Source organism: Streptomyces sp. NBC_00637 (genome assembly GCF_045161545.1).
Taxonomy (GTDB): domain Bacteria; phylum Actinomycetota; class Actinomycetes; order Streptomycetales; family Streptomycetaceae; genus Streptomyces.
The window spans coordinates 6844841-6865020 of the sequence record NZ_CP109046.1 but is presented as its reverse complement, the minus strand read 5'-3'; the positions used below and the strand labels follow the sequence as shown (position 1 = coordinate 6865020).

Genomic DNA, 20180 nt, shown 5'->3' with positions numbered 1-20180 from the left:
ACGGACGGCGCTACTCCTCCTCGGAGCTCTCCGCCTCGGTGGACGCGCCGTCCGTCTCCAGCAGCCGGCCCAGCTGACGGCCCACGATCCGCTTGAACTTGCGCGACTGCGGCCGGGTACGGTCCAGCACCGCCACCTCCAGGCGCTCGGCGGGAATCTCCCGCTCCGTGCCGTTGGTGTCGCGCGACAGGGCCTGCACCGCCAGCTTCAGCGCCTCGGCCAGACTCATGCCCTCCTGGTGACGCTGATCCAGGTAACTGCTGATCTGCTCGGCGTTGCCGCCGACCGCCACCGAGCCGTGCTCGTCCACGATCGAACCGTCGTGCGGCAACCGGTAGATCTGGTCCCCGTCCGGCGTGGCGCCCACCTCGGCCACCACCAGCTCCACCTCGTAGGGCTTCTCGCCCGCCGAGGAGAAGATCGTGCCCAGCGTCTGGGCGTACACGTTGGCCAGACCACGGGCGGTCACGTCGTCACGGTCATAGGTGTAACCACGCAGGTCGGCGTACCGCACGCCACCGATCCGCAGGTTCTCGTACTCGTTGTACTTGCCGGCGGCCGCGAAGCCGATCCGGTCGTAGATCTCGCTGAACTTGTGCAGCGCACGGGACGGATTCTCACCGACGAACACGATGCCGTCGGCGTACTGGATCACGACGAGGCTGCGGCCGCGCGCGATGCCCTTGCGCGCGTACTCGGCACGGTCGGCCATCGCCTGCTGGGGTGAGACATAGAACGGAGTCGACACCGGTTATCCGTCCCTTTCTGTCGAAGTCACTGGATCGCCTGGGATGAGAACGGGGCCGCCGCTACAGCAGGGCGGCGCGCGGGCCGTCCGGCTGTTCCAGGCGACGCGCCAGGATCGAGCGGGCGATCTCCGACGACTCCTCATCGGTGAGCCGGCGGAAGCCGTCCTCGGTGATCACGGTGACGATGGGGTAGATCCGGCGCGCGACATCGGGACCACCGGTCGCCGAGTCGTCGTCCGCCGCGTCGTAGAGGGCCTGGACCACGAGAGTCGTGGCCTCGTCCTCGGTCAGGTCCTTGTGGAAGAGCTTCTTCATCGCCCCGCGCGCGAAGATCGAGCCGGAGCCGGTGGCGGCGTAGTTGTGCTCCTCGGAGCGACCGCCCGTGACGTCGTAGGAGAAGATCCGGCCCCGGTCCCGGTCCACGTCGAACCCGGCGAAGAGGGGCACGACCGCCAGCCCCTGCATGGCCATGCCGAGGTTGGAACGGATCATGGTCGACAGCCGGTTCGCCTTGCCCTCGAGCGAGAGCTGCGCCCCCTCGACCTTCTCGAAGTGCTCCAGCTCCAGCTGGAACAGTTTCACCATCTCGACGGCCAGACCGGCGGTGCCGGCGATTCCGACGGCCGAGTACTCGTCAGCCGGGAAGACCTTCTCGATGTCCCGCTGCGCGATGACGTTGCCCATCGTGGCGCGACGGTCACCGGCGAGCACGACACCACCGGGGAACGTCACGGCGACGATCGTCGTGCCGTGCGGCGCCTCGATCACACCCTGCGTCGGGGGCAGCTGCCGCTTGCCGGGCAGCAGCTCCGGCTGGTGGTCGGAGAGAAAGTCCATGAAGGACGAGGACCCGGGCGTCAGGAAGGCAGCCGGTAGACGCCCGGTGCTACGAGTGTTGGCTTCCACGCGTTTCCTTCCAGATATACGGCTGCTCGGTACCCGGCTGCGGGGTCATCCCTCAACAGGCCGAGGCCGGAATTGCAGTTGAAGCTCGGTATGCCACGGACCCTACCCGCCGGACGACGGTGATCAACCTGCGTGGCCGACGCCGCCGACGCAAGGCGTCAGGGGGTGGCCGTCCGCGGGCGGAGGCTGCGCGCGGCCTGCTCGTCAGACCGCGCGCAGCGCTGCACAACTTCTTCGCTTCCCAACCCGAACTCCCCCGACGCCTTCAGATCGAAGGCTACTCGCCACCCTTCTGAACGAAGCTTCGAACGAAGTCCTCGGCGTTCTCCTCGAGGACATCGTCGATCTCGTCCAGAACCGAGTCCACGTCGTCGCTCAGCTTCTCCTGACGCTCCTTGAGGTCCTCCGACGCCTGCGCCTCGGGCGCCTGCTCCTCGACCTCCTCCGTGGAGCGCGTCGCCTTCTGCTGGCCGCCGCCGGTGTCCTTGGTCGCCATAACCCTCACCCCGCTCTTTCGCCCGACATGGTCGACAGGTCGGCATTCCTGCCGATCGGTGATGATCAGACCCTACAAGCCGGGTCCGACATCGGCCCCGCAGTTGCCACAACGTACGGGGGCCACCTCGATGATTCCCGGACGGGAGGGTTTCCACCCCGCCCGGGAGGTCGCGTCCGGGTGGTCGTTCAGTGGCCCGAGAGGACCTTGACCAGGTCTTCTGCCGTGCGGCAGCGGTCCAGGAGCTCCTTGACGTGATTTCGCGTTCCGCGAAGAGGTTCGAGGGTTGGGACGCGCTGGAGCGAATCCCGGCCCGGCAGATCGAAGATCACCGAGTCCCAGGAGGCGGCGGCGACGTCGTCGGCGTACTGCTCCAGGCAGCGGCCGCGGAAGTACGCGCGGGTGTCCTCCGGGGGCTTCGTGACCGCCCGCTCGACCTCGGTCTCGTCCAGCAGGCGCTTCATGCGGCCGCGGGCCGCCAGGCGGTTGTAGAGGCCCTTGTCGGCCCGTACGTCGGCGTACTGCAGGTCGACGAGGTGGAGGCGGGCGGCGTCCCAGTCGAGGCCGTCACGGCGCCGGTAGCCCTCCATGAGCTCGCGCTTGGCGATCCAGTCCAGTTCGCCGGCGAGGCTCATCGGGTCGTTCTCCAGACGGTTCAGGGTGTCCTCCCAGCGTGCGAGGACGTCCTTCGTCTGATCGTCGGCGTCCGAGCCGAACCGCTCCTCCACGTACTTGCGCGACAGCTCGAAGTACTCCATCTGCAGCTGGACCGCGGTCAGCGTGCGGCCGCTGCGCAGGGTGACCAGCCGCTTCAGCGTCGGGTCGTGGGAGACCTGGTGCAGGGTGCGGACGGGCTGGTCGACCGCCAGGTCCACCGCGATGAAGCCGTCCTCGATCATCGACAGCACGAGTGCCGTGGTGCCCAGCTTCAGATAGGTCGAGATCTCGGAGAGGTTCGCGTCGCCGATGATCACATGGAGGCGGCGGTACTTCTCCGCGTCGGCGTGCGGCTCGTCGCGCGTGTTGATGATCGGGCGCTTCAGCGTCGTCTCCAGGCCGACCTCGACCTCGAAGTAGTCGGCGCGCTGACTGAGCTGGAAGCCGTGCTCGTGGCCGTCCTGACCGATTCCGACGCGCCCGGCGCCGGTGACCACCTGGCGCGAGACGAAGAAGGGCGTCAGGTGGCGCACGATGTCCGAGAAGGCGGTCTCCCGCTTCATCAGGTAGTTCTCGTGCGTGCCGTAGGAGGCGCCCTTGTTGTCGGTGTTGTTCTTGTAGAGGTGGATCGGCTGCGCGCCGGGCAGCGCGGCGGCCCGCTCGGCGGCCTCGGCCATGATCCGCTCGCCGGCCTTGTCCCACAGGACGGCGTCGCGGGGATTGGTGACCTCCGGCGCGCTGTACTCGGGGTGCGCGTGGTCGACATAGAGGCGTGCGCCGTTGGTGAGGATGACGTTGGCGAGGCCGATGTCCTCGTCGGTGAGCTGGCTGGAGTCGGCGACCTCGCGGGCGAGGTCGAAACCGCGCGCGTCCCGCAGCGGGTTCTCCTCCTCGAAGTCCCAGCGGGCCCGGCGGGCCCTGTGCATCGCCGCCGCGTAGGCGTTGACGATCTGGGACGAGGTGAGCATGGCATTGGCGTTGGGGTGGCCGGGGACGGAGATGCCGTACTCCGTCTCGATGCCCATTACTCGCCGTACGGTCATGCGGCCCTCCTTGCCCGGCGGCGCCCTCGGTCGTGGGCGCCGCTCAGATACCGGTGGTGCTCCGGCGCGTGTGCGGTGCCCGTCCCCGCACTGCGCGACCCGGCGGTACGGAAGAGCCTAGAACGCCTCCGCGCTGGTGGGGAGATCATTTGCGTCATTGCCTTGCTCCAGCCGTGGCCCGAAAAGCAGTCGGCTGCGGGTACCCCGTGGTGGGCACCCGCAGCCGCCCTGTTCTTACAGGTACTGTCCGGTGTTCGCCACCGTGTCGATGGAGCGTCCGGTGTCCGCGCCCTGCTTTCCGGTGATGAGGGTACGGATGTACACGATCCGTTCGCCCTTCTTTCCGGAGATCCGGGCCCAGTCGTCGGGGTTGGTGGTGTTGGGCAGGTCCTCGTTCTCCTTGAACTCGTCCACGCACGCCTGGAGGAGGTGGGAGACCCGAAGGCCCTTCTGGTTGTGGTCGAGGAAGTCCTTGATGGCCATCTTCTTCGCTCGGCCGACGATGTTCTCGATCATCGCGCCGGAGTTGAAGTCCTTGAAGTACAGGACTTCCTTGTCGCCGTTGGCGTAGGTGACTTCCAGGAAGCGGTTTTCCTCGGATTCGGCGTACATGTGTTCCACGGCCGTCTGGATCATGCTCTGGACGGTGATGGTCCTGTCGCCGCCGTGTTCGCCCACGTCCTCGGAGTGCAGGGGGAGGCGTTCGGTGAGGTACTTCTGGAAGATGTCCTTGGCCGCTTCGGCGTCCGGGCGCTCGATCTTGATCTTCACGTCGAGACGGCCGGGGCGCAGGATGGCCGGGTCGATCATGTCCTCGCGGTTGGAGGCACCGATGACGACCACGTTCTGCAGGCCCTCGACGCCGTCGATCTCGGCGAGGAGCTGCGGGACGATGGTGTTCTCCACGTCGGAGCTGACGCCGGAGCCACGGGTGCGGAAGAGGGATTCCATCTCGTCGAAGAAGACGATGACGGGAGTGCCCTCGGAGGCCTTCTCCCTCGCACGCTGGAAGACGAGGCGGATCTGCCGCTCGGTCTCGCCGACGTACTTGTTGAGGAGCTCCGGGCCCTTGATGTTGAGGAAGAAGCTCTTGCCGGTGGCCTGGCCGGTGACCTCGGCGACCTTCTTGGCCAGCGAGTTGGCGACGGCCTTGGCGATGAGCGTCTTGCCGCATCCGGGCGGTCCGTAGAGCAGGACGCCCTTGGGCGGCCGCAGCTCGTGCTCCTTGAAGAGGTCGGGGTACAGATACGGGAGCTCCACCGCGTCGCGGATCATCTCGATCTGTCCGCCGAGGCCGCCGATCTGCTCGTAGCCGATGTCGGGGACCTCTTCGAGGACGAGTTCCTCGACCTCGCTCTTGGGAACGACCTCGTAGACGTAGCCGGAGCGGGGCTCGAGCAGCAGGGCGTCGCCGGGGCGGATGACGACGTCGAGCAGCGGCTCGGCGAGCCTGACCACCCGTTCCTCGTCGGTGTGCCCCTGCACGAGGGCGCGCACGCCGTCCTCGAGGATCTCCTTGAGGGTGACGATGTCGCCGACGCTCTCGTACTCCATGGCCTCGACCACGTTGAGCGCTTCGTTGAGCATTACTTCCTGGCCGCGCCGGAGCTCTTCGAGCTCGACGCTGGGGCTGACGTTCACCCGGAGTTTGCGGCCCCCGGTGAAGATGTCGGCCGTGCCGTCCTCGTTCGCCGCGAGGAAGACACCGAAGCCGGCCGGCGGCTGGGCGAGCCGGTCGACTTCCTCCTTGAGGGCCACGATCTGGTCGCGGGCCTCACGGAGGGTGTTCGCGAGTCGCTCGTTCTGGGCGGACACGCCGGCCAGGTTTGTCTGTAGTTCGACGATCCGCTCTTCGAGAATCCTCGTGTGCCGCGGAGAGTCGGCGAGCTTGCGTCGCAGGACGGCGATCTCCTGCTCAAGGTAGGCAATCTGCCCGGACGGGTCGTCGGACCCTCGTCCCGGGCGGATGCCGCGGTTCATGTCGTCGTCGTGGGCTGCCACGGTCCTCACCTCCTCCAAGGGGAGCTGGACGCTTCCAGACCCTACCTGGGCGGGTGTCGATTGAAACCCCTAGATCACAAAGACTGTCGAGGTGTGTCCGATCTTCACCCTTGCGCTCTCCCTCACGCCAGGGGAATACCCACCGAACACACTCCGGAAGCCGCCGAGGGTAGGGTCGAAGTGTTCAACACCCGTCAGAGCCTGCATCGTTCCCTTGCGGCTCGACAGTAAACGGCAGGAGATATGGGCGTGCAGCAGGAGGCCGGAGTCGGCACCGAGGAGCTGGAGGTCTGGATCGACCAGGATCTCTGTACCGGCGACGGGATCTGCGCCCAGTACGCGCCCGAGGTGTTCGAGCTGGACATCGACGGTCTGGCGTACGTCAAGAGCGCCGACGACGAACTGCTCCAGGCCAAGGGGGCCACGACCCCGGTGCCGTTGCCGTTGTTGACCGACGTGGTGGACTCGGCGCGGGAGTGTCCGGGCGACTGCATCCATGTGCGTCGCGTTTCGGACAGCGTCGAGGTCTACGGTCCCGACGCGGAGTGAGTTCCCGGACGCGGAATGTGACGCCTGTCTGATTTCTCACAGGGCAGGCGGCCGGGCTCAGACGCTGTGTGCGCCCGCGGGGGTCGAGCGGATGAATCTGTCGTCCCGCCACTGCCACTTGGCGCTGTCCGTCACATCGGGGCAGCAACTGGGTATGTCGGCCGTGGAGTAGCCGAGGAGAGTGGCGAGGACGGCTCCGTGGCCGACGGAGAGGCTCGTGACGGTGTTGCGGGCCTTGGGGTCGACGAGGGTCGCCACCACGCGCGCGTGCGCGCCGTCCGCGCCCTGGGTGAGGACGTAGACGCCGTCGGGCGGGGTTCCCATGGGGGCGTCGCAGTGGACCACGGCGACGGTCTCCGGTGCGCCGTCGCCGTCGAGGTCGCCGCTGGCCTTCTTGACCACGAGGGCCTGTACGGGACCGCATTCGAGGGGGAAGTCGACGCCGGTGGTGGCGGGGGCCGCGGTGGAGACGGGGGCGGGCTCGGCTTCCGGTCCCGCGGCCTGGGCGGCTGTGGCGGGTTTGGGCTGCAGAAGCGAGGAGAGGGCGACGACGCCGGCGAGGGCGGCGGCGGTCGCGACCCAGTGGATGGGCCGGGTGTGGGTGTGTGCCAGTTCCGGGAGGGCGGATTGCTGCACTGGCAGTGTCTCCTGTGGTGGCTGTGCCGGTGGGGCGGGGGGATTGGCCAGCATCGTGCCACACGTCACAGGGTGGGGGAACGCCGGGGTACGGGATATCGGACGTGGATGCCGGCCCCGGATCGCGGCCCGGACCCCGGCTTGGCTGTCGGCCGCGTCGCCCTCCGGTGCCGAGCCGTGCCGAGCCGTGCCGGACCGGTGTCCGAACGGTGCCGGGTCCGGTGGCGGACCGGTGTCCGTCGGCGCCAACGACAGGGCGCCGTGGCCGAGTTCCGGTGAGTCCGGGAACCGGTCACGGCGCCTTGTCGTGAGCGCTGTGCTGGGGCGGCGTCAGCGGCCGCTGCCTCCGTCGGCGTTGGGGCCGGTGTAGTCCTCGCCGTAGGCGCCCTTGGCGGGGCGGCGGCGGCGCATGGGCGGCTCGACGCCGTCGGCGAGGCGACGGGCGGTGAGCAGGAAGCCGGTGTGACCGATCATCCGGTGGTCCGGGCGGACCGCCAGGCCCTCCACGTGCCAGTTGCGGATCATCGACTCCCAGGAGGTCGGCTCGTTGAAGGAGCCGATCTCGCGGATGGACTCGACGGTGCGGGCGAGCTGGGTGGTGGTGGCCACGTAGCAGCACAGGATGCCGCCGGGCACGAGGGCCTTGGAGACGGCCTCCAGGCACTCCCAGGGGGCGAGCATGTCGAGGATGACGCGGTCGACGTCGGTGTCGGACAGGTTGTCCTGGAGGTCGCCGACGGTGAGCTGCCAGGCGGGGTGCGGACCGCCGAAGTAGCGCTCCACGTTCTGCTGGGCGATCTCGGCGAAGTCCTCGCGGCGCTCGTAGCTGTGCAGCATGCCCTGGTCGCCGATGGCGCGCAGCAGGAAGCTGCTGAGCGAGCCGGAGCCGACGCCGGCTTCGACGACGCGGGCGCCGGGGAAGATGTCGGCGAAGGCGAGGATCTGCCCCGCGTCCTTCGGGTAGACGACGGCTGCCCCGCGGGGCATGGAGAGGACGTAGTCGGGGAGCAGGGGGCGCAGCGCGAGGTAGGCGACGTTCCCGGTGGTGCGGACAACGCTGCCCTCGGGAGCACCGATCAGTTCGTCGTGCGGGAAGGAACCCTTGTGGGTGTGGAAGTTCTTCCCGGCCTCGAGCGTGAACGTGTAGTGGCGGCCCTTGGGGTCGGTCAGCTGAACCTGGTCCCCGACCTTGAAGGGCCCGCGCCTGCGGGCGGCACCGGTCGGTTCGGACATGTGAACAGCCTACCGGGGTTTGCCGGGGCCGCCGACCACGGGGAGAGGCCGGCTAGGAGGGCCTGGCCATGGCCTTGACGAAGGCGCGCTCGACGTCGGCGGCGGACAGGACGCCGAAGATCTCGCCGGTCTCCTCGACCACGAGGTACTCGGTGGCGGGGGTGGCGCGCAGGACGTCGAGGAGGTCCTCGCCGGACAGCTCGGCGGAGACCCGCATGCCGTCGGTGAGGTCCTGGGCGAGGCCGCTGACGGCGACCCAGGGGCGGCGGTGTTCGGGCACCCCGACGATGGCGGCCTCGCGGACCAGGGAGAGCGGTTCGCCGTGGGCGTCGACGACGACGAGGGCGCGGGCGCCGGCGTCGTTGGCGCGGCGCAGGGCCTCGGAGAGGGGGGTGTGGGTCTCGACGGGGACGGCACGCCGGGTGAGGGTGCGGGCGCGCAGTTCGGGGAGGTGCTCGCGCAGGCGGGCCATGCGCAGGCTGTTGCCGGCTCCGGTCCAGATGATCGCGGCGAGGATGGCCGCGAGGAGGGCGTCGGTGACGGTGTCCATGCCGACGCTGTCCTCGGCGCTGGAGCCGAGGGCGCCGGACTGGGTGAGCAGCGGCAGGCCGATCAGGACCGAGACGGCGAGCGCGCGGCCGACCCAGGCGGCGGCGATGGTGCCGTTCATCGGCTTGCCGGTGAGCTTCCAGACGACGGCGCGGAGCATGCGGCCGCCGTCGAGCGGGAGACCCGGCAGCAGGTTGAAGATCGCCACGATGAGGTTGGAGATCATCAGGCCGGCCAGCAGGACGCCGGGCACGGTGCCGGGCTCCACGGGCTGCATGGCGAGGTAGAAGAGGCCGGCGAGGACCAGCGAGAGCAACGGGCCGACGAAGGCCAGCCAGAACTCCCGGCCGGGGGTCTCCGCCTCCTTCTCGATCTCGGAGACGCCGCCGAAGAACTGGAGCTGGATGCGGCGGACCGGGAGTTTGAAGCGCAGGGCGGCGATGGTGTGGGCCAGCTCGTGGATGAGCACCGAGGCGTAGAAGGCGACCGCGAAGAAGAGGGAGACGAGGTAGCGCAGGGCGCCGAGTTCGGGGAGCACGCGGTCGAGCTGGTTCCCGAAGACCCAGGTGATGAGAGCGGCTACGAGGAACCAGCTGGGCGCGACGTAGACGGGGACACCGAAGGGGCGGCCCATGAGGAGGCCGCCGCGCGGCTGCTCCGGGGGGCGCTGGGGCGGGGGGCCTTTGGTGAGGGTCGGGGCGGGGGTGGGAGTGGCGGGAGTGGCGGGAGTGGCGGGAGTGGCGGCGGGAGTCTCCGGTTGCCCGCCCTCGGCCGTCCTGGCCCCGGTGTCGACCCCGGTCTCCGTCTTGGCGCCGGTCTCCCCCTCGGCCCCGGTCTCCCCCTCGGCCCCGGGCTCCCTCTCGGCCCCGGGCTCCCTCTCGGCCCCGGGCTCCCTCTCGGCCCCGGGCTCGCCCTTGCCGTCCGCGTGCGTACCGGCCGCGCGGTGGTCGTCGCCGGGTGCCGCGGGCTTCTCGGGGGCGTCGCCACCGTCGGCGGGCGCGGGTTCGGCGGGCGCGGGTTCGTTCGGCTCTCGTGTCTCGGAGGTGGGCGGCGCCGGTTCGGCGTCGGGCTCGGCCGGGCCGGGGGTGCCCGGGTCCGGGGTGTGCGCGAGGTCGGTGGCCGGAGACGCAGGTGTCGCGGGGTGCTCGGCCGACTCTTCGCTGTCCGGCCGCGGCCGCCCGGTCCCGCCGCTTTCCACCACGGTGTCCCCTCGTCGAAGCGTCTCCCGCTCGTGCAGGGCGGGAGGGTCTCGGACCGATGGTATGCGGCGGTCGTGACGTGTTCCGCCCCGGCACCCCCCGTGTTTCCCCGGTCGTCGCCGCTGTTCGGGAGGAGCCGGGTGCGCGGGCTGGGTGACTGTCAGTGGTGGGCCGTATGGTCTGGGGCATGGAGAGCAGCAGCGAGGGCGTCGCCCGGGTGGGCGACGGCGGTGGCGGTGTCGTGGAGGATCCGGCACCTACGGAGGCGAGCGCCGTAGAGGCGATCGTCCCGGAGGCGGCCGTCCCGGAGGCGGGCGCCGCGGGGGCTATCGTCCCGGAGGCGGTCGTCCCGGAGGCGGTGGCGACGGCCGTCGCCGCGACAGCGCCCGCCTCGCTTTCGCCCTCGCGGGCCGGCGACTTCATGCAGTGCCCGCTGCTGTACCGGTTCCGGGTGATCGACCGGCTGCCGGAGAAGCCCAGCCCGGCGGCCACGAAGGGCACCCTGGTGCACGCGGTTCTCGAGCGGCTCTTTGACGCGCCCGCCGCCGAGCGGACCGCGCCGCGGGCCAAGTCGCTGATCCCGGGCCAGTGGGACCGGCTGCGGGAGACGCGGCCGGAGGTGGTGGAGCTGTTCGCCGACGATCCGGAGGGTGAGCGGCTGGCCGGCTGGCTGGTGGAGGCGGAGCGGCTGGTCGAACGCTGGTTCACGCTGGAGGACCCGACACGGCTGGAGCCCGCCGAGCGGGAGCTGTTCGTCGAGACGGAGCTGGACTCGGGCCTGAGGCTGCGCGGGATCATCGACCGGGTCGACGTCGCGCCCTCCGGCGAGGTGCGGATCGTCGACTACAAGACGGGCAAGGCGCCCCGGCCGGAGTACTCCGAGGGCGCGCTGTTCCAGATGAAGTTCTACGCCCTGGTGGTGTGGCGGCTGAAGAACGTCGTCCCCCGGCGGCTCCAGCTCGTGTACCTGGGCAGTGGTGACGTGCTGACCTACGACCCGGTGCAGGCCGATCTGGAGCGGGTCGAGCGCAAGTTGCTCGCCCTGTGGGAAGCCATCCGGCTGGCGACGGAGACGGGTGAGTGGCGGCCCCGGCCGACCAAGCTGTGCGGCTGGTGCGACCACCAGGCGCACTGTCCCGAGTTCGGTGGCACTCCCCCGCCGTATCCGCTGCCCATCACACTGCCGGTGAGGGCGCCGGAGTCCGGGGACGGGGCTCAGGGCAGAATGGGGCCGGGCTAAAGAAGGAGACATACGTGGCCATCCGCGTCCTACTCGTCGACGACCAGCCGCTGCTGCGTACCGGCTTCCGGATGATCCTGGAGGCCGAGCAGGATCTCGCGGTCGTCGGCGAAGCCGGAGACGGCCTCCAGGCTCTCGACCAGGTGCGGGCGTTGCAGCCCGATGTGGTGCTGATGGACATCCGCATGCCGCGGATGGACGGGGTGGAGGCGACCCGGCAGATCACCGGGCCGGGGCGGGACGGGCCGGCGAAGGTGCTGGTGCTGACCACCTTCGACCTCGACGAGTACGTGGTGGAGGCGCTGCGGGCCGGGGCGAGCGGGTTCCTGCTGAAGGACGCCCCCGCCAATGAACTGGTGCAGGCCATCCGGGTGGTGGCCTCGGGTGAGGCCATGCTGGCGCCGAGCATCACGCGTCGGCTGCTCGACAAGTACGCCACGCATCTGCCGTCGGGCGACGAGCCGGTGCCGGACACCCTGCACACGCTGACCGACCGTGAGGTGGAGGTGCTCAAGCTGGTGGCGCGCGGTCTGTCCAACGCCGAGATCGCCGCCGACCTGTTCGTCAGCGAGACCACCGTGAAGACGCACGTGGGTCACGTGCTGAACAAACTGGGTCTGCGCGACCGGGTGCAGGCCGCGGTGTACGCGTACGAGAGCGGTCTGGTGCGTCCCGGCGCGCAGTAGCGGCGGCGGCGAGCAGCGGCAGTAGCTGCGGTTGTAGCTGTGGCTGTGGCTGTGGCTGTGGCTGTAGTGCCGGAGGAGCAAGAGAAGGCGCCCCCTGTCCAGGGGGCGCCTTCTTGCGTGGGGCTGTCGGGCCGTCAGCTCTTGCTGAGTTCCCAGAAGCGGAACACCGTGGAGGCGTCCAGGCAGTTCTCCAGGCCGTAGACGTTCTCGCCGACGACCGCGTACTGCTTGGCCTGCCAGAGCGGGAGGACCGGCACCTGCTTGGCGACGATGTTCTGCAGCTCGGCGTAGTCCGCGTCGGTGGCGGTGCGGTCGCTCTGTGCGGCGGTGCGCGGGATGAGCGTGCCGGTGATGGCGGTGTTCGTGTAGTCGTTGTCCAGCACGTTGCCCTTGCCGAAGAAGGGCGAGGTGAAGTTGTCGGCGTCCGGGTAGTCGGGCACCCAGCCCTTGACGTAGACCCCGTACCTGCCGGCGGCGATGTCCTTCTCGTACTGGCCGTAGGCGACGGAGCGGACGTCGGCGTCGAACAGGCCGCTGGTGTTCAGCTGGGCCGCGATCGTCCTCAGTTCCTGGTCGGTGGCCGGGCCGTAGCGGGTCGGGGTGGACCAGAGGGTGAGCTTCACCTTGTCGGTGATGCCTTCGTCGGCGAGCGCGGCGGCGGCCGCGGTGCGGGAGGGGCGGGCGCCGTAGCGGTCGAAGAAGGCGGTGTTGTGGCCCGCGATACCGGCCGGGACGATCGAGTAGAGGGGGTCGGCGGTGCCCTCGTACACGTCCTTGATCAGGGCTTCGCGGTCGATCAGGTGGGCGATGGCCCGGCGGACGCCCAGCTTGCCGGCGACCGGGTCGTCCATGTTGAAGACGAGGTGCTGGACCTCGGCGCTGCTGCCCTCGACGACCTCGGCGCCCCCGTCGGCGGCGCTCTGCTGGATGTCGGAGACGTCGGCGGCGGTGAGGCCCCGGTAGGCGATGTCGATCTCGTTCGCGAGCAGGGCCTGCTTGAGGGCCTTCTGGTCGCCGCTGAAGAACTTCAGGGTGACGCCGGTGTTGTCGGCTTCGCCCGCGCTGCCCCGGTAGTTGTCGTTGACCGAGAACACGGCCTCGTCGTCGCCGAAGGAGTCCAGCGTGTAGGGGCCGGAGCCGACGGCGGCGCCGTCCTCGCGCAGGGCGTCGGCGTCGTACTGCTCCTGGTCGACGATGGAGCCGGCGCCCGAGGCGATCTTGCTGGGGAAGGTGGCGTCGGGGGCCTTGAGCTTGAAGACGACGGTCTCGGCGTCGGGTGTCTCGACCTTGTCGAGCAGGGGGAACATGATGGCCGGACCGGCATCGTCGTCGATCTTCAGCATGCGGTCGAAGGAGAACTTGACGTCCTCGGACGTGAGCTCGTCGCCGTTGCTGAACTTCAGGCCGTCCTTCAGCGTGCATGTGTAGACCTGGGTCCGCGTGTCGGTGAAGGAGCACTCTTCGGCCGCGTCCGGTTCGGGTTCCGTGCCGCCCTTGGGGAAGCTCAGCAGCGACTGGAAGACGTTGTTGAACAACAGCCAGGAGCCCGGGTCGTAGCCGGAGGCGGGGTCCGTGGCGAGCACGTCGTCGGACATTCCCAGGACCACGGAGGAGGCGTCACCCCCGGAGCCCCCGCTCTGGGTGCCGCAGCCGGTCAACAGGCCGGAGGCCAGTCCCGCCACGATCGGCAGGACTGGCCACGGGTTACGCAGGTTCACAAAATGCCTTGTCGTCGGTTCTCTGCACGCCGGGGCCGTCTTTCCGGGCCCCGGAGGGGGTGCGTCAGTTGCTCACACCGCTGCCGAGCTCCCACAGCTGAAGAGTCGCGGAGGAGTTCAGCACGTAAGCGGTGCCGGTCACGTCGTTGTTCGCGGCCACGTACTGCTTGCCCTGCCACAGCGGCAGGACCGGGACGTCCTTGGCGACGATGTCCTGGATCTCCGTCAGGTCCTTCGCGGCGGTGAGGCGGTCGGCCTCGCGGCGGGAGGCCGGGATCAGCTTGTCGATGATGTCCGCGTTGGAGTACGGGGACTTGAGGAAGTTGTCCTTGTCGAGGAACGGGGCGACGAAGTTGTCGGCGTCGGGGAAGTCGGGGAACCAGCCCATGCCGTAGACGGCGTACTCGCCCTTGCGCTCGGCGGGGACGAACGAGTCCCAGGGGGTGCCCTTGATGGTGACGTCGAACAGGCCGCTGTCGTTGAGCTGCTTCTGCAGCACCTCGAACTCCTGCTTGGTGGCCGGGCCGTAGTGGTCGGTCGTGTAGTTCAGCGTCAGCTTCACCGGGGCGGTGACGTCGGCGTCGGCCAGCAGGGACTTGGCCTTCGCGACGCTCGGGTCGCCGTAGGTGTTGAAGAACGAGTTGGAGTGGCCCGTGAGGGTGGCCGGGACCAGCGAGTAGAGGGGCTCGGCCTGGGAGCCGTACACCTCGGAGACGAGCGCGCTGCGGTTGACGATCTGGGCCATCGCCTGACGCACGGCCTTGGCCTTGACCGCCGGGTCGGTGGTGTCGAAGGCCAGGTAGCGGATCTCGAGGCCGTTCAGCTCGACGAGGTCGATGTCCCCGGTCGCGGAGGCCTCGGAGAGCTTCTTGATCTGCTCCGGAGACATGGTGCGGGTCATCAGGTCGATGTCGCCCTTGTCGAGGGCGGTGCCCATGCTGTCGGCGTCCTCGTAGGACACCATGTCGACCTCGTCGTTGTTCACCGTCAGCGTCCCCTTGTAGTGGGGGTTCTTGGTGAACACGGCCTTGGTCATCTCGTCGCCGTCGGTCTCGGCCTTGAGGGTGTAGGGGCCCGAGCCGTCGACCGAGAAGCCGTCGCGCAGCTTGTCCTTCTCGTAGTCGTCGGGGTTGACGATGCCGGCGACCGGAGTCGACAACTTGAAGGGGAACGTGGCGTCGGCGGTCTTGAGGTGGAAGATGACTTCGTTGTCACCCTGCGTCTCGATGGTGTCGATCGTGGACAGCAGGGCGAACACACCGGAGTCGGCCTTGATGGTGCGGGCGCGCTCGATGGAGAACTTGACGTCCTCGGCGGTGACCGCGTCGCCGTTGGCGAACTTGAGGCCGCTGCGCAGCTTGCAGGCGTAGCGCTCGTTGCCGGTGTCGGTGAAGCCGCAGCTCTGGGCCGCCTCCGGGACGGGTTCGCCCTCGCCCTTGGGCTGGATCATCAGGGTCTGCACGGTCTGGCGCAGGATGTTCCAGGTGCCGACGTCGTAGGAGTACGCCGGGTCGAGCGGAGCCGGGGCGTCCTTGGTGACGGTGAACCGGTCGGTGGTGCCCATGACGATGGCGTCCCCACTGCCGCTTCCGCCGTCGGACCCGCCACAGGCGGCGAGTACGGGCGCGAGCAGACTTACCACGGCCGGCAGCACCAAAGTCTTGCGGTTCATGCTCGAGTTTCTCCAGAGCTGTCGAGTCCGTGTACCCGGCATGCAGGGGTGTCGCGGCGGATCACGGGGGTAAGGGCGATGTTCTCGCGATGAGATTAGTCCGCACCAGCACGGGGGTTCGCGGCCACCGGAGTTGAAACTCCATCACGCTGCGAAACCGGCCGCGGACGCACTGAACAACCGTCAGTGGAATGATTCGTACAGCCACTCATCAATCGGGACACATGGACCCGCGGAAGCCCTGTCCACCAGGGCGTCATGCACACGGAGAGTCAACTGTCGACCCTCGGACGGGTGGGGAACGTCACACACCGTGCGAGGTTCGGATGGGGTGGAATTCGGCCGCCGCCGAGACCGCGGCGAAGATCGGAATTCCACCGCGCGTACATCCGCCGAATTCCTTGTTATCGGCGGTGCACGCTGGGTGAACGCCTATCGCATTTCCGTCATCGGCCGTCACCAATGATCGCGCTTCCGATCATCGGAGCGGCATCAGGTCACGCAGGAATGCCAGGTCGACCTGTTCCAGCGAGGGGACGACGGTGCGTACGCGGGAGGGCGCGATCGGCGCCACGGAGGGCACGGCGACCACCTGGCAGCCCGCCGCCTCGGCCGAGGCGACCCCGGTCGCGGTGTCCTCGATGACGGCGCATCGGGTGGGGTCCACGCCGAGTCCGGCGGCCGCGAACAAATAGGGGTCCGGGTACGGCTTGGTCCGCGGGACCTCGTCGCCGGCCACGCTCAGCCGGAAGTTCCCGGCGCCGAGCGACGCGATGACGCGGTCGATGATGCGCCGGTGGGAGGCGGAGACGAGGGCCGTGGGCACCTCGTGTTCGGCCAGCTCGGCGAGGAGCCGGGCGGCACCGGGCATCAGGGGCAGAGCGCGGGTGATGCGGTCCTCGAAGCCCTCGTTGAGCAGGACGGTGAGTGCGGCGAGGTCGATGTCGGCCCCGGTCGCCTCGATCAGGAACCCGGCGCTGCGGCTCATCGGGCCGCCGACCACGACATGGCGCCACGAGTCGTCGAGGGTGTGTCCGAGGCCGGCGAAGATCTCGACCTCGACGTCCCACCAGAAGCCCTCGGTGTCCACCAGGGTGCCGTCCATGTCGAGCAGCACGGCCTGCAGGGCGGAGCCCTCGGCCGTACGGGTTACTGGCGCGGGAACCGTACTGGTCATCCACATACCTCCTTGAGGGACGAGCAGGCCGGTTCCCGCTGGGGGAACCGGCCTTCAGTGGACCGACCAGTGTACGACTTATCCGATCAGTGTGCTCAATGGCACGCTCGCGTCACCGTGCGTTGAAGTACTTCGCCTCGGGGTGGTGGATCACGATGGCGTCCGTGGACTGCTCGGGGTGGAGCTGGAACTCCTCCGACAGGTGGACGCCGATCCGCTCGGGCCGCAGCATCTCGGCGATCTTGGCGCGGTCCTCCAGGTCGGGGCAGGCGCCGTAACCGAGGGAGAAGCGGGCGCCGCGGTACTTCAGGGCGAACATGTCCTCGACGTCGGCCGGGTCCTCGCCGGCGAAGCCGAGTTCACTGCGCACGCGCGCGTGCCAGTACTCGGCGAGGGCCTCGGCCAGCTGCACGGACAGGCCGTGCAGTTCGAGGTAGTCGCGGTAGGAGTTCGACTCGAAGAGCCGTGCGGTCTCCTCGCCGATGCGGGAGCCGACGGTGACGACCTGGAAGCCGACGACGTCCGTCTCCCCCGACTCCTCCGGGCGGAAGAAGTCGGCCAGGCACAGGCGGCGGCCGCGACGCTGGCGGGGGAAGGTGAAGCGGGTCCGCTCGTTGCCCTGCTCGTCCAGGATGATCAGGTCGTCGTCCTTGGACACACAGGGGAAGTAGCCGTAGACGACGGCCGCCTCGAGGAGGTTGTCGGTCTGGAGCTTGTCCAGCAGGCCGCGCAGCCGGGGCCGGCCCTCGGTCTCGACGAGTTCCTCGTAGGTGGGTCCGTCGCCCGTGCGGGCCTGCTTCAGGCCCCACTGGCCCTTGAAGAGGGCTCCTTCGTCGAGCCAGGAGGCGTACTCCTTGAGCTGGATGCCCTTGATGACGCGGGTGCCCTCGAACGGCGGCTTCGGGACCGGGTTGTCGGTGGCGACGTCCGAACGGACGTGACCCTCCTCGGGCCGCTCCTCGGTCTCGACGGCGGCGGCGTTCGGGCGGACCCGGCGCTGCTTCAGCTCCGGCAGCACGGCCCCGGGCACCCCGCGCTTGACGCCGATCAGGGCGTCCATCAGGCGCAGGCCCTCGAAGGCGTCACGGGCGTAGCGGACCTCGCCCTGGTAGATCTCGTGGAGGTCCTGTTCGACGTAGGCCCTGGTCAGAGCGGCGCCGCCGAGGATGACCGGGTACTCGGCCGCCAGCTTGCGCTGGTTCAGCTCCTCCAGGTTCTCCTTCATGATCACCGTGGACTTGACCAGCAGACCCGACATGCCGATGACGTCGGCCCGGTGTTCCACGGCGGCGTCCAGGATCGCCGAGACCGGCTGCTTGATGCCGAGGTTGACGACGTTGTAGCCGTTGTTGGACAGGATGATGTCGACGAGGTTCTTGCCGATGTCGTGCACGTCGCCGCGCACGGTGGCCAGCACGATGGTGCCCTTGCCCTCGGCGTCCGACTTCTCCATGTGCGGTTCGAGGTAGGCGACCGCGGTCTTCATGACCTCGGCGGACTGGAGCACGAACGGCAACTGCATCTGGCCGGAACCGAACAGTTCGCCGACCACCTTCATGCCGTCCAGGAGCGTCTCGTTGACGATGTCGAGGGCGGGGCGGGTCTGGAGGGCCTCGGCGAGGTCGGCGTCCAGGCCGTTCTTCTCGCCGTCGATGATCCGGCGCTTGAGGCGCTCGTCGAGCGGCAGCGCGGCCAGTTCCTCGGCCTTGCCGGCCTTGAGGGACTTGGTGGTGGCGCCCTCGAACAGCGCCATCAGCTTCTGCAGGGGGTCGTAGCCCTCGGAACGGCGGTCGTAGATCAGGTCGAGGGCGGTGTTGACCTCCTCCTCGCTGAAGCGGGCGATGGGCAGGATCTTCGACGCGTGGACGATCGCCGAGTCCAGACCCGCCTTCACGCACTCGTCGAGGAAGACCGAGTTGAGCAGGATGCGCGCGGCCGGGTTCAGGCCGAAGGAGATGTTCGACAGCCCCAGGGTGGTCTGCACGTCGGGGCGGCGGCGCTTGAGTTCGCGGATCGCCCCGATGGTGGCGACGCCGTCCCCCCGGGACTCCTCCTGGCCGGTACAGATGGTGAAGGTCAGGGTGTCGATGAGGATGTCCGACTCCTGGATGCCCCAGTTCGTCGTCAGGTCGTCGATGAGCCGCTCGGCGATGGCGACCTTCGTCTCGACGGTACGGGCCTGGCCCTCCTCGTCGATGGTCAGCGCGATCAGGGCGGCGCCGTGCTCCCGGGCCAGCGCGGTGACCTTGGCGAAGCGGGACTCGGGTCCGTCGCCGTCCTCGTAGTTCACGGAGTTGATGACCGCGCGGCCGCCGAGCCGCTCCAGGCCCGCCCGGATGACCGGGACCTCGGTGGAGTCCAGGACGATCGGCAGCGTGGAGGCGGTGGCGAAGCGGCCGGCCAGTTCGTCCATGTCGGCGACGCCGTCGCGGCCCACGTAGTCGACGCACAGGTCGAGCATGTGCGCGCCCTCGCGGATCTGGTCCCGGGCCATCTCCACACAGTCGTCCCAGCGGCCCTCCAGCATGGCCTCGCGGAACTTCTTGGAGCCGTTGGCGTTCGTGCGCTCGCCGATCGCCATGTACGCCGTGTCCTGGCGGAACGACACGGTCTGGTAGAGCGAGGCGGCGCCGGGCTCGGGCCGCGGGTCGCGTTCGGCGGGCGAGGCCCCCTGGACCCGCTCCACGAGCCGGCGCAGGTGCCCGGGCGTCGTACCGCAGCAGCCGCCGACCAGGTTCAGCCCGTAGTCGCGTACGAAGGTGTCCTGCGCGTCGGCCAGGCCTTCGGCGTCGAGCGGGAAGTGGGCGCCGTCCTTGGTCAGGATCGGCAGGCCGGCGTTGGGCATGCACAGCAGCGGGGTGCGGGAGTGGCGGGCCAGATAGCGCAGGTGCTCGCTCATCTCGGCCGGGCCCGTCGAGCAGTTCAGCCCGATCATGTCGATGCCGAGCGGCTCGAGGGCGGTCAGGGCCGCGCCGATCTCCGAACCGAGCAGCATGGTGCCGGTCGTCTCGAACGCCATCGAGACCAGCAGGGGCACCTCGACACCGGTGGCCTCCATGGCGCGCCGGGCGCCGAGGACGGAGGACTTGGTCTGGAGCAGGTCCTGCGTGGTCTCCACGATCAGGGCGTCCGCGCCACCGGCCAGCAGACCCTCCGCGTTGGCCTGGAAGCCGTCACGCAGGGTGCCGTAGCCGATGTGGCCGAGGGTGGGCAGCTTGGTGCCGGGGCCGATCGAGCCCAGCACCCAGCGGGTGCGTCCGTCGCGTCCGGCGAAGGCGTCGGCGGTCTCCCGGGCGATTCGGGCGCCCGCCTCGGACAGCTCGAACACCCGCTCGGAGATGTCGTACTCGGTCATGGCCGAGTGGTTTGCGCCGAACGTGTTGGTCTCGACGCAGTCCACGCCCGCGTCGAAGTACTCCTCGTGCACGGAGCGGACGATGTCCGGCCGGGTGACGTTGAGGATCTCGTTGCAGCCCTCGAGGTTCTCGAAGTCCTCGAGGGTGGGCTCCTGGGCCTGGAGCATGGTGCCCATGGCTCCGTCGGCCACCACCACACGGGTGGCCAGGGCCTCTCGGAGCTCGGACACACGGGTCCGGCTGTCGGCGGAAGGGGTCGGCGGCACAGAGGCCATGAAAGGGCTCCCTCAGATGCGACGGCTGTCGGCTTTGC

The 20180-nt window shown here is 69.2% G+C and carries 15 protein-coding genes and 1 pseudogene; 3 read left to right on the top strand and 13 right to left on the bottom strand.

The features are described from left to right. Window positions 1-10: 10 nt before the first annotated feature. The 6 genes and pseudogenes from prcA to arc form a co-directional block, all read right to left on the bottom strand. Window positions 11-748 carry a proteasome subunit alpha gene (prcA, locus tag OG440_RS30165; RefSeq protein WP_406009921.1) on the bottom strand — a complete coding sequence of 246 codons (738 nt, stop codon included), beginning with the start codon at window positions 746-748 and terminating at the stop codon, window positions 11-13. Between the two features lie 61 nt (window positions 749-809). Next, a complete protein-coding gene (gene prcB / locus OG440_RS30160) occupies window positions 810-1655 on the bottom strand; it encodes a proteasome subunit beta (RefSeq protein ID WP_406009920.1) in 846 nt (281 codons plus the stop codon). After that, window positions 1607-1786, bottom strand: a pseudogene (locus OG440_RS30155) (endonuclease domain-containing protein); the annotation flags it as partial. The pseudogene OG440_RS30155 and the gene prcB, both read right to left, overlap by 49 nt. A gap of 146 nt (window positions 1787-1932) precedes the next feature. Then, a complete protein-coding gene (locus OG440_RS30150; RefSeq protein ID WP_020128324.1) occupies window positions 1933-2151 on the bottom strand; it encodes a ubiquitin-like protein Pup in 219 nt (72 codons plus the stop codon). A 188-nt stretch (window positions 2152-2339) separates the two neighbouring features. Beyond that, entirely contained in the window at window positions 2340-3851 is a 1512-nt protein-coding gene (gene dop, locus OG440_RS30145) for a depupylase/deamidase Dop (RefSeq protein WP_406009919.1), read from the bottom strand. 234 nt (window positions 3852-4085) lie between these two features. Continuing rightward, window positions 4086-5852: a proteasome ATPase gene (gene arc, locus OG440_RS30140; RefSeq protein ID WP_307162362.1), complete on the bottom strand. Its 1767-nt coding sequence runs from the start codon at window positions 5850-5852 to the stop codon at window positions 4086-4088. A gap of 243 nt (window positions 5853-6095) precedes the next feature. On the opposite strand from arc, the gene OG440_RS30135 reads away from it, so the two are divergent. Further along, window positions 6096-6401 carry a ferredoxin gene (locus OG440_RS30135; RefSeq protein WP_406009918.1) on the top strand — a complete coding sequence of 102 codons (306 nt, stop codon included), beginning with the start codon at window positions 6096-6098 and terminating at the stop codon, window positions 6399-6401. 57 nt (window positions 6402-6458) lie between these two features. Here the strand turns inward: OG440_RS30135 and OG440_RS30130 are convergent, their stop codons facing one another. From OG440_RS30130 to OG440_RS30120, 3 genes are all read right to left on the bottom strand, one after another. Continuing rightward, window positions 6459-7037, bottom strand: a complete 579-nt coding sequence (locus OG440_RS30130) for a hypothetical protein (protein ID WP_406009917.1) — start codon at window positions 7035-7037, stop codon at window positions 6459-6461. A gap of 330 nt (window positions 7038-7367) precedes the next feature. Continuing rightward, window positions 7368-8270, bottom strand: a complete 903-nt coding sequence (locus OG440_RS30125) for a tRNA (adenine-N1)-methyltransferase (protein WP_046261810.1) — start codon at window positions 8268-8270, stop codon at window positions 7368-7370. A 52-nt stretch (window positions 8271-8322) separates the two neighbouring features. After that, window positions 8323-10020: a site-2 protease family protein gene (locus OG440_RS30120; RefSeq protein WP_406009916.1), complete on the bottom strand. Its 1698-nt coding sequence runs from the start codon at window positions 10018-10020 to the stop codon at window positions 8323-8325. Window positions 10021-10205: 185 nt separating this feature from the next. Here OG440_RS30120 and OG440_RS30115 point away from each other — a divergent pair, with 185 nt between their 5' ends. Both OG440_RS30115 and OG440_RS30110 read left to right on the top strand, forming a co-directional pair. After that, complete coding sequence (locus OG440_RS30115; protein WP_406009915.1) at window positions 10206-11258, top strand: RecB family exonuclease; 1053 nt, start codon at window positions 10206-10208, stop codon at window positions 11256-11258. A gap of 14 nt (window positions 11259-11272) precedes the next feature. Next, window positions 11273-11944, top strand: a complete 672-nt coding sequence (locus OG440_RS30110; protein ID WP_020128315.1) for a response regulator transcription factor — start codon at window positions 11273-11275, stop codon at window positions 11942-11944. A 134-nt stretch (window positions 11945-12078) separates the two neighbouring features. Here the strand turns inward: OG440_RS30110 and OG440_RS30105 are convergent, their stop codons facing one another. The 4 genes from OG440_RS30105 to metH all read right to left on the bottom strand — a co-directional run bounded on the left by OG440_RS30105 (window position 12079) and on the right by metH (window position 20142). Further along, window positions 12079-13662: an ABC transporter substrate-binding protein gene (locus tag OG440_RS30105; RefSeq protein WP_406009914.1), complete on the bottom strand. Its 1584-nt coding sequence runs from the start codon at window positions 13660-13662 to the stop codon at window positions 12079-12081. A 64-nt stretch (window positions 13663-13726) separates the two neighbouring features. Then, the gene (locus tag OG440_RS30100; RefSeq protein ID WP_406009913.1) at window positions 13727-15334 is read right to left on the bottom strand and encodes an ABC transporter substrate-binding protein; all 1608 of its coding nucleotides are present in this window, start codon (window positions 15332-15334) and stop codon (window positions 13727-13729) included. Window positions 15335-15812: 478 nt separating this feature from the next. Beyond that, a complete protein-coding gene (locus tag OG440_RS30095) occupies window positions 15813-16511 on the bottom strand; it encodes an HAD family hydrolase (RefSeq protein WP_406009912.1) in 699 nt (232 codons plus the stop codon). A gap of 112 nt (window positions 16512-16623) precedes the next feature. Beyond that, window positions 16624-20142, bottom strand: a complete 3519-nt coding sequence (gene metH / locus OG440_RS30090; protein ID WP_406009911.1) for a methionine synthase — start codon at window positions 20140-20142, stop codon at window positions 16624-16626. Between the last annotated feature and the right edge of the window lie 38 nt (window positions 20143-20180).

What these genes read in the sequence shown, in the direction of transcription:
- OG440_RS30150 (WP_020128324.1), bottom strand. Translation starts at nt 2,151, where the DNA reads ATGGCGACCAAGGACACCGGCGGCGGCCAGCAGAAGGCGACGCGCTCC.
- dop (WP_406009919.1), bottom strand. Translation starts at nt 3,851, where the DNA reads ATGACCGTACGGCGAGTAATGGGCATCGAGACGGAGTACGGCATCTCC.
- OG440_RS30135 (WP_406009918.1), top strand. Translation starts at nt 6,096, where the DNA reads ATGGGCGTGCAGCAGGAGGCCGGAGTCGGCACCGAGGAGCTGGAGGTC.
- OG440_RS30125 (WP_046261810.1), bottom strand. Translation starts at nt 8,270, where the DNA reads ATGTCCGAACCGACCGGTGCCGCCCGCAGGCGCGGGCCCTTCAAGGTC.
- OG440_RS30115 (WP_406009915.1), top strand. Translation starts at nt 10,206, where the DNA reads ATGGAGAGCAGCAGCGAGGGCGTCGCCCGGGTGGGCGACGGCGGTGGC.
- OG440_RS30100 (WP_406009913.1), bottom strand. Translation starts at nt 15,334, where the DNA reads ATGAACCGCAAGACTTTGGTGCTGCCGGCCGTGGTAAGTCTGCTCGCG.
- OG440_RS30095 (WP_406009912.1), bottom strand. Translation starts at nt 16,511, where the DNA reads ATGACCAGTACGGTTCCCGCGCCAGTAACCCGTACGGCCGAGGGCTCC.
- metH (WP_406009911.1), bottom strand. Translation starts at nt 20,142, where the DNA reads ATGGCCTCTGTGCCGCCGACCCCTTCCGCCGACAGCCGGACCCGTGTG.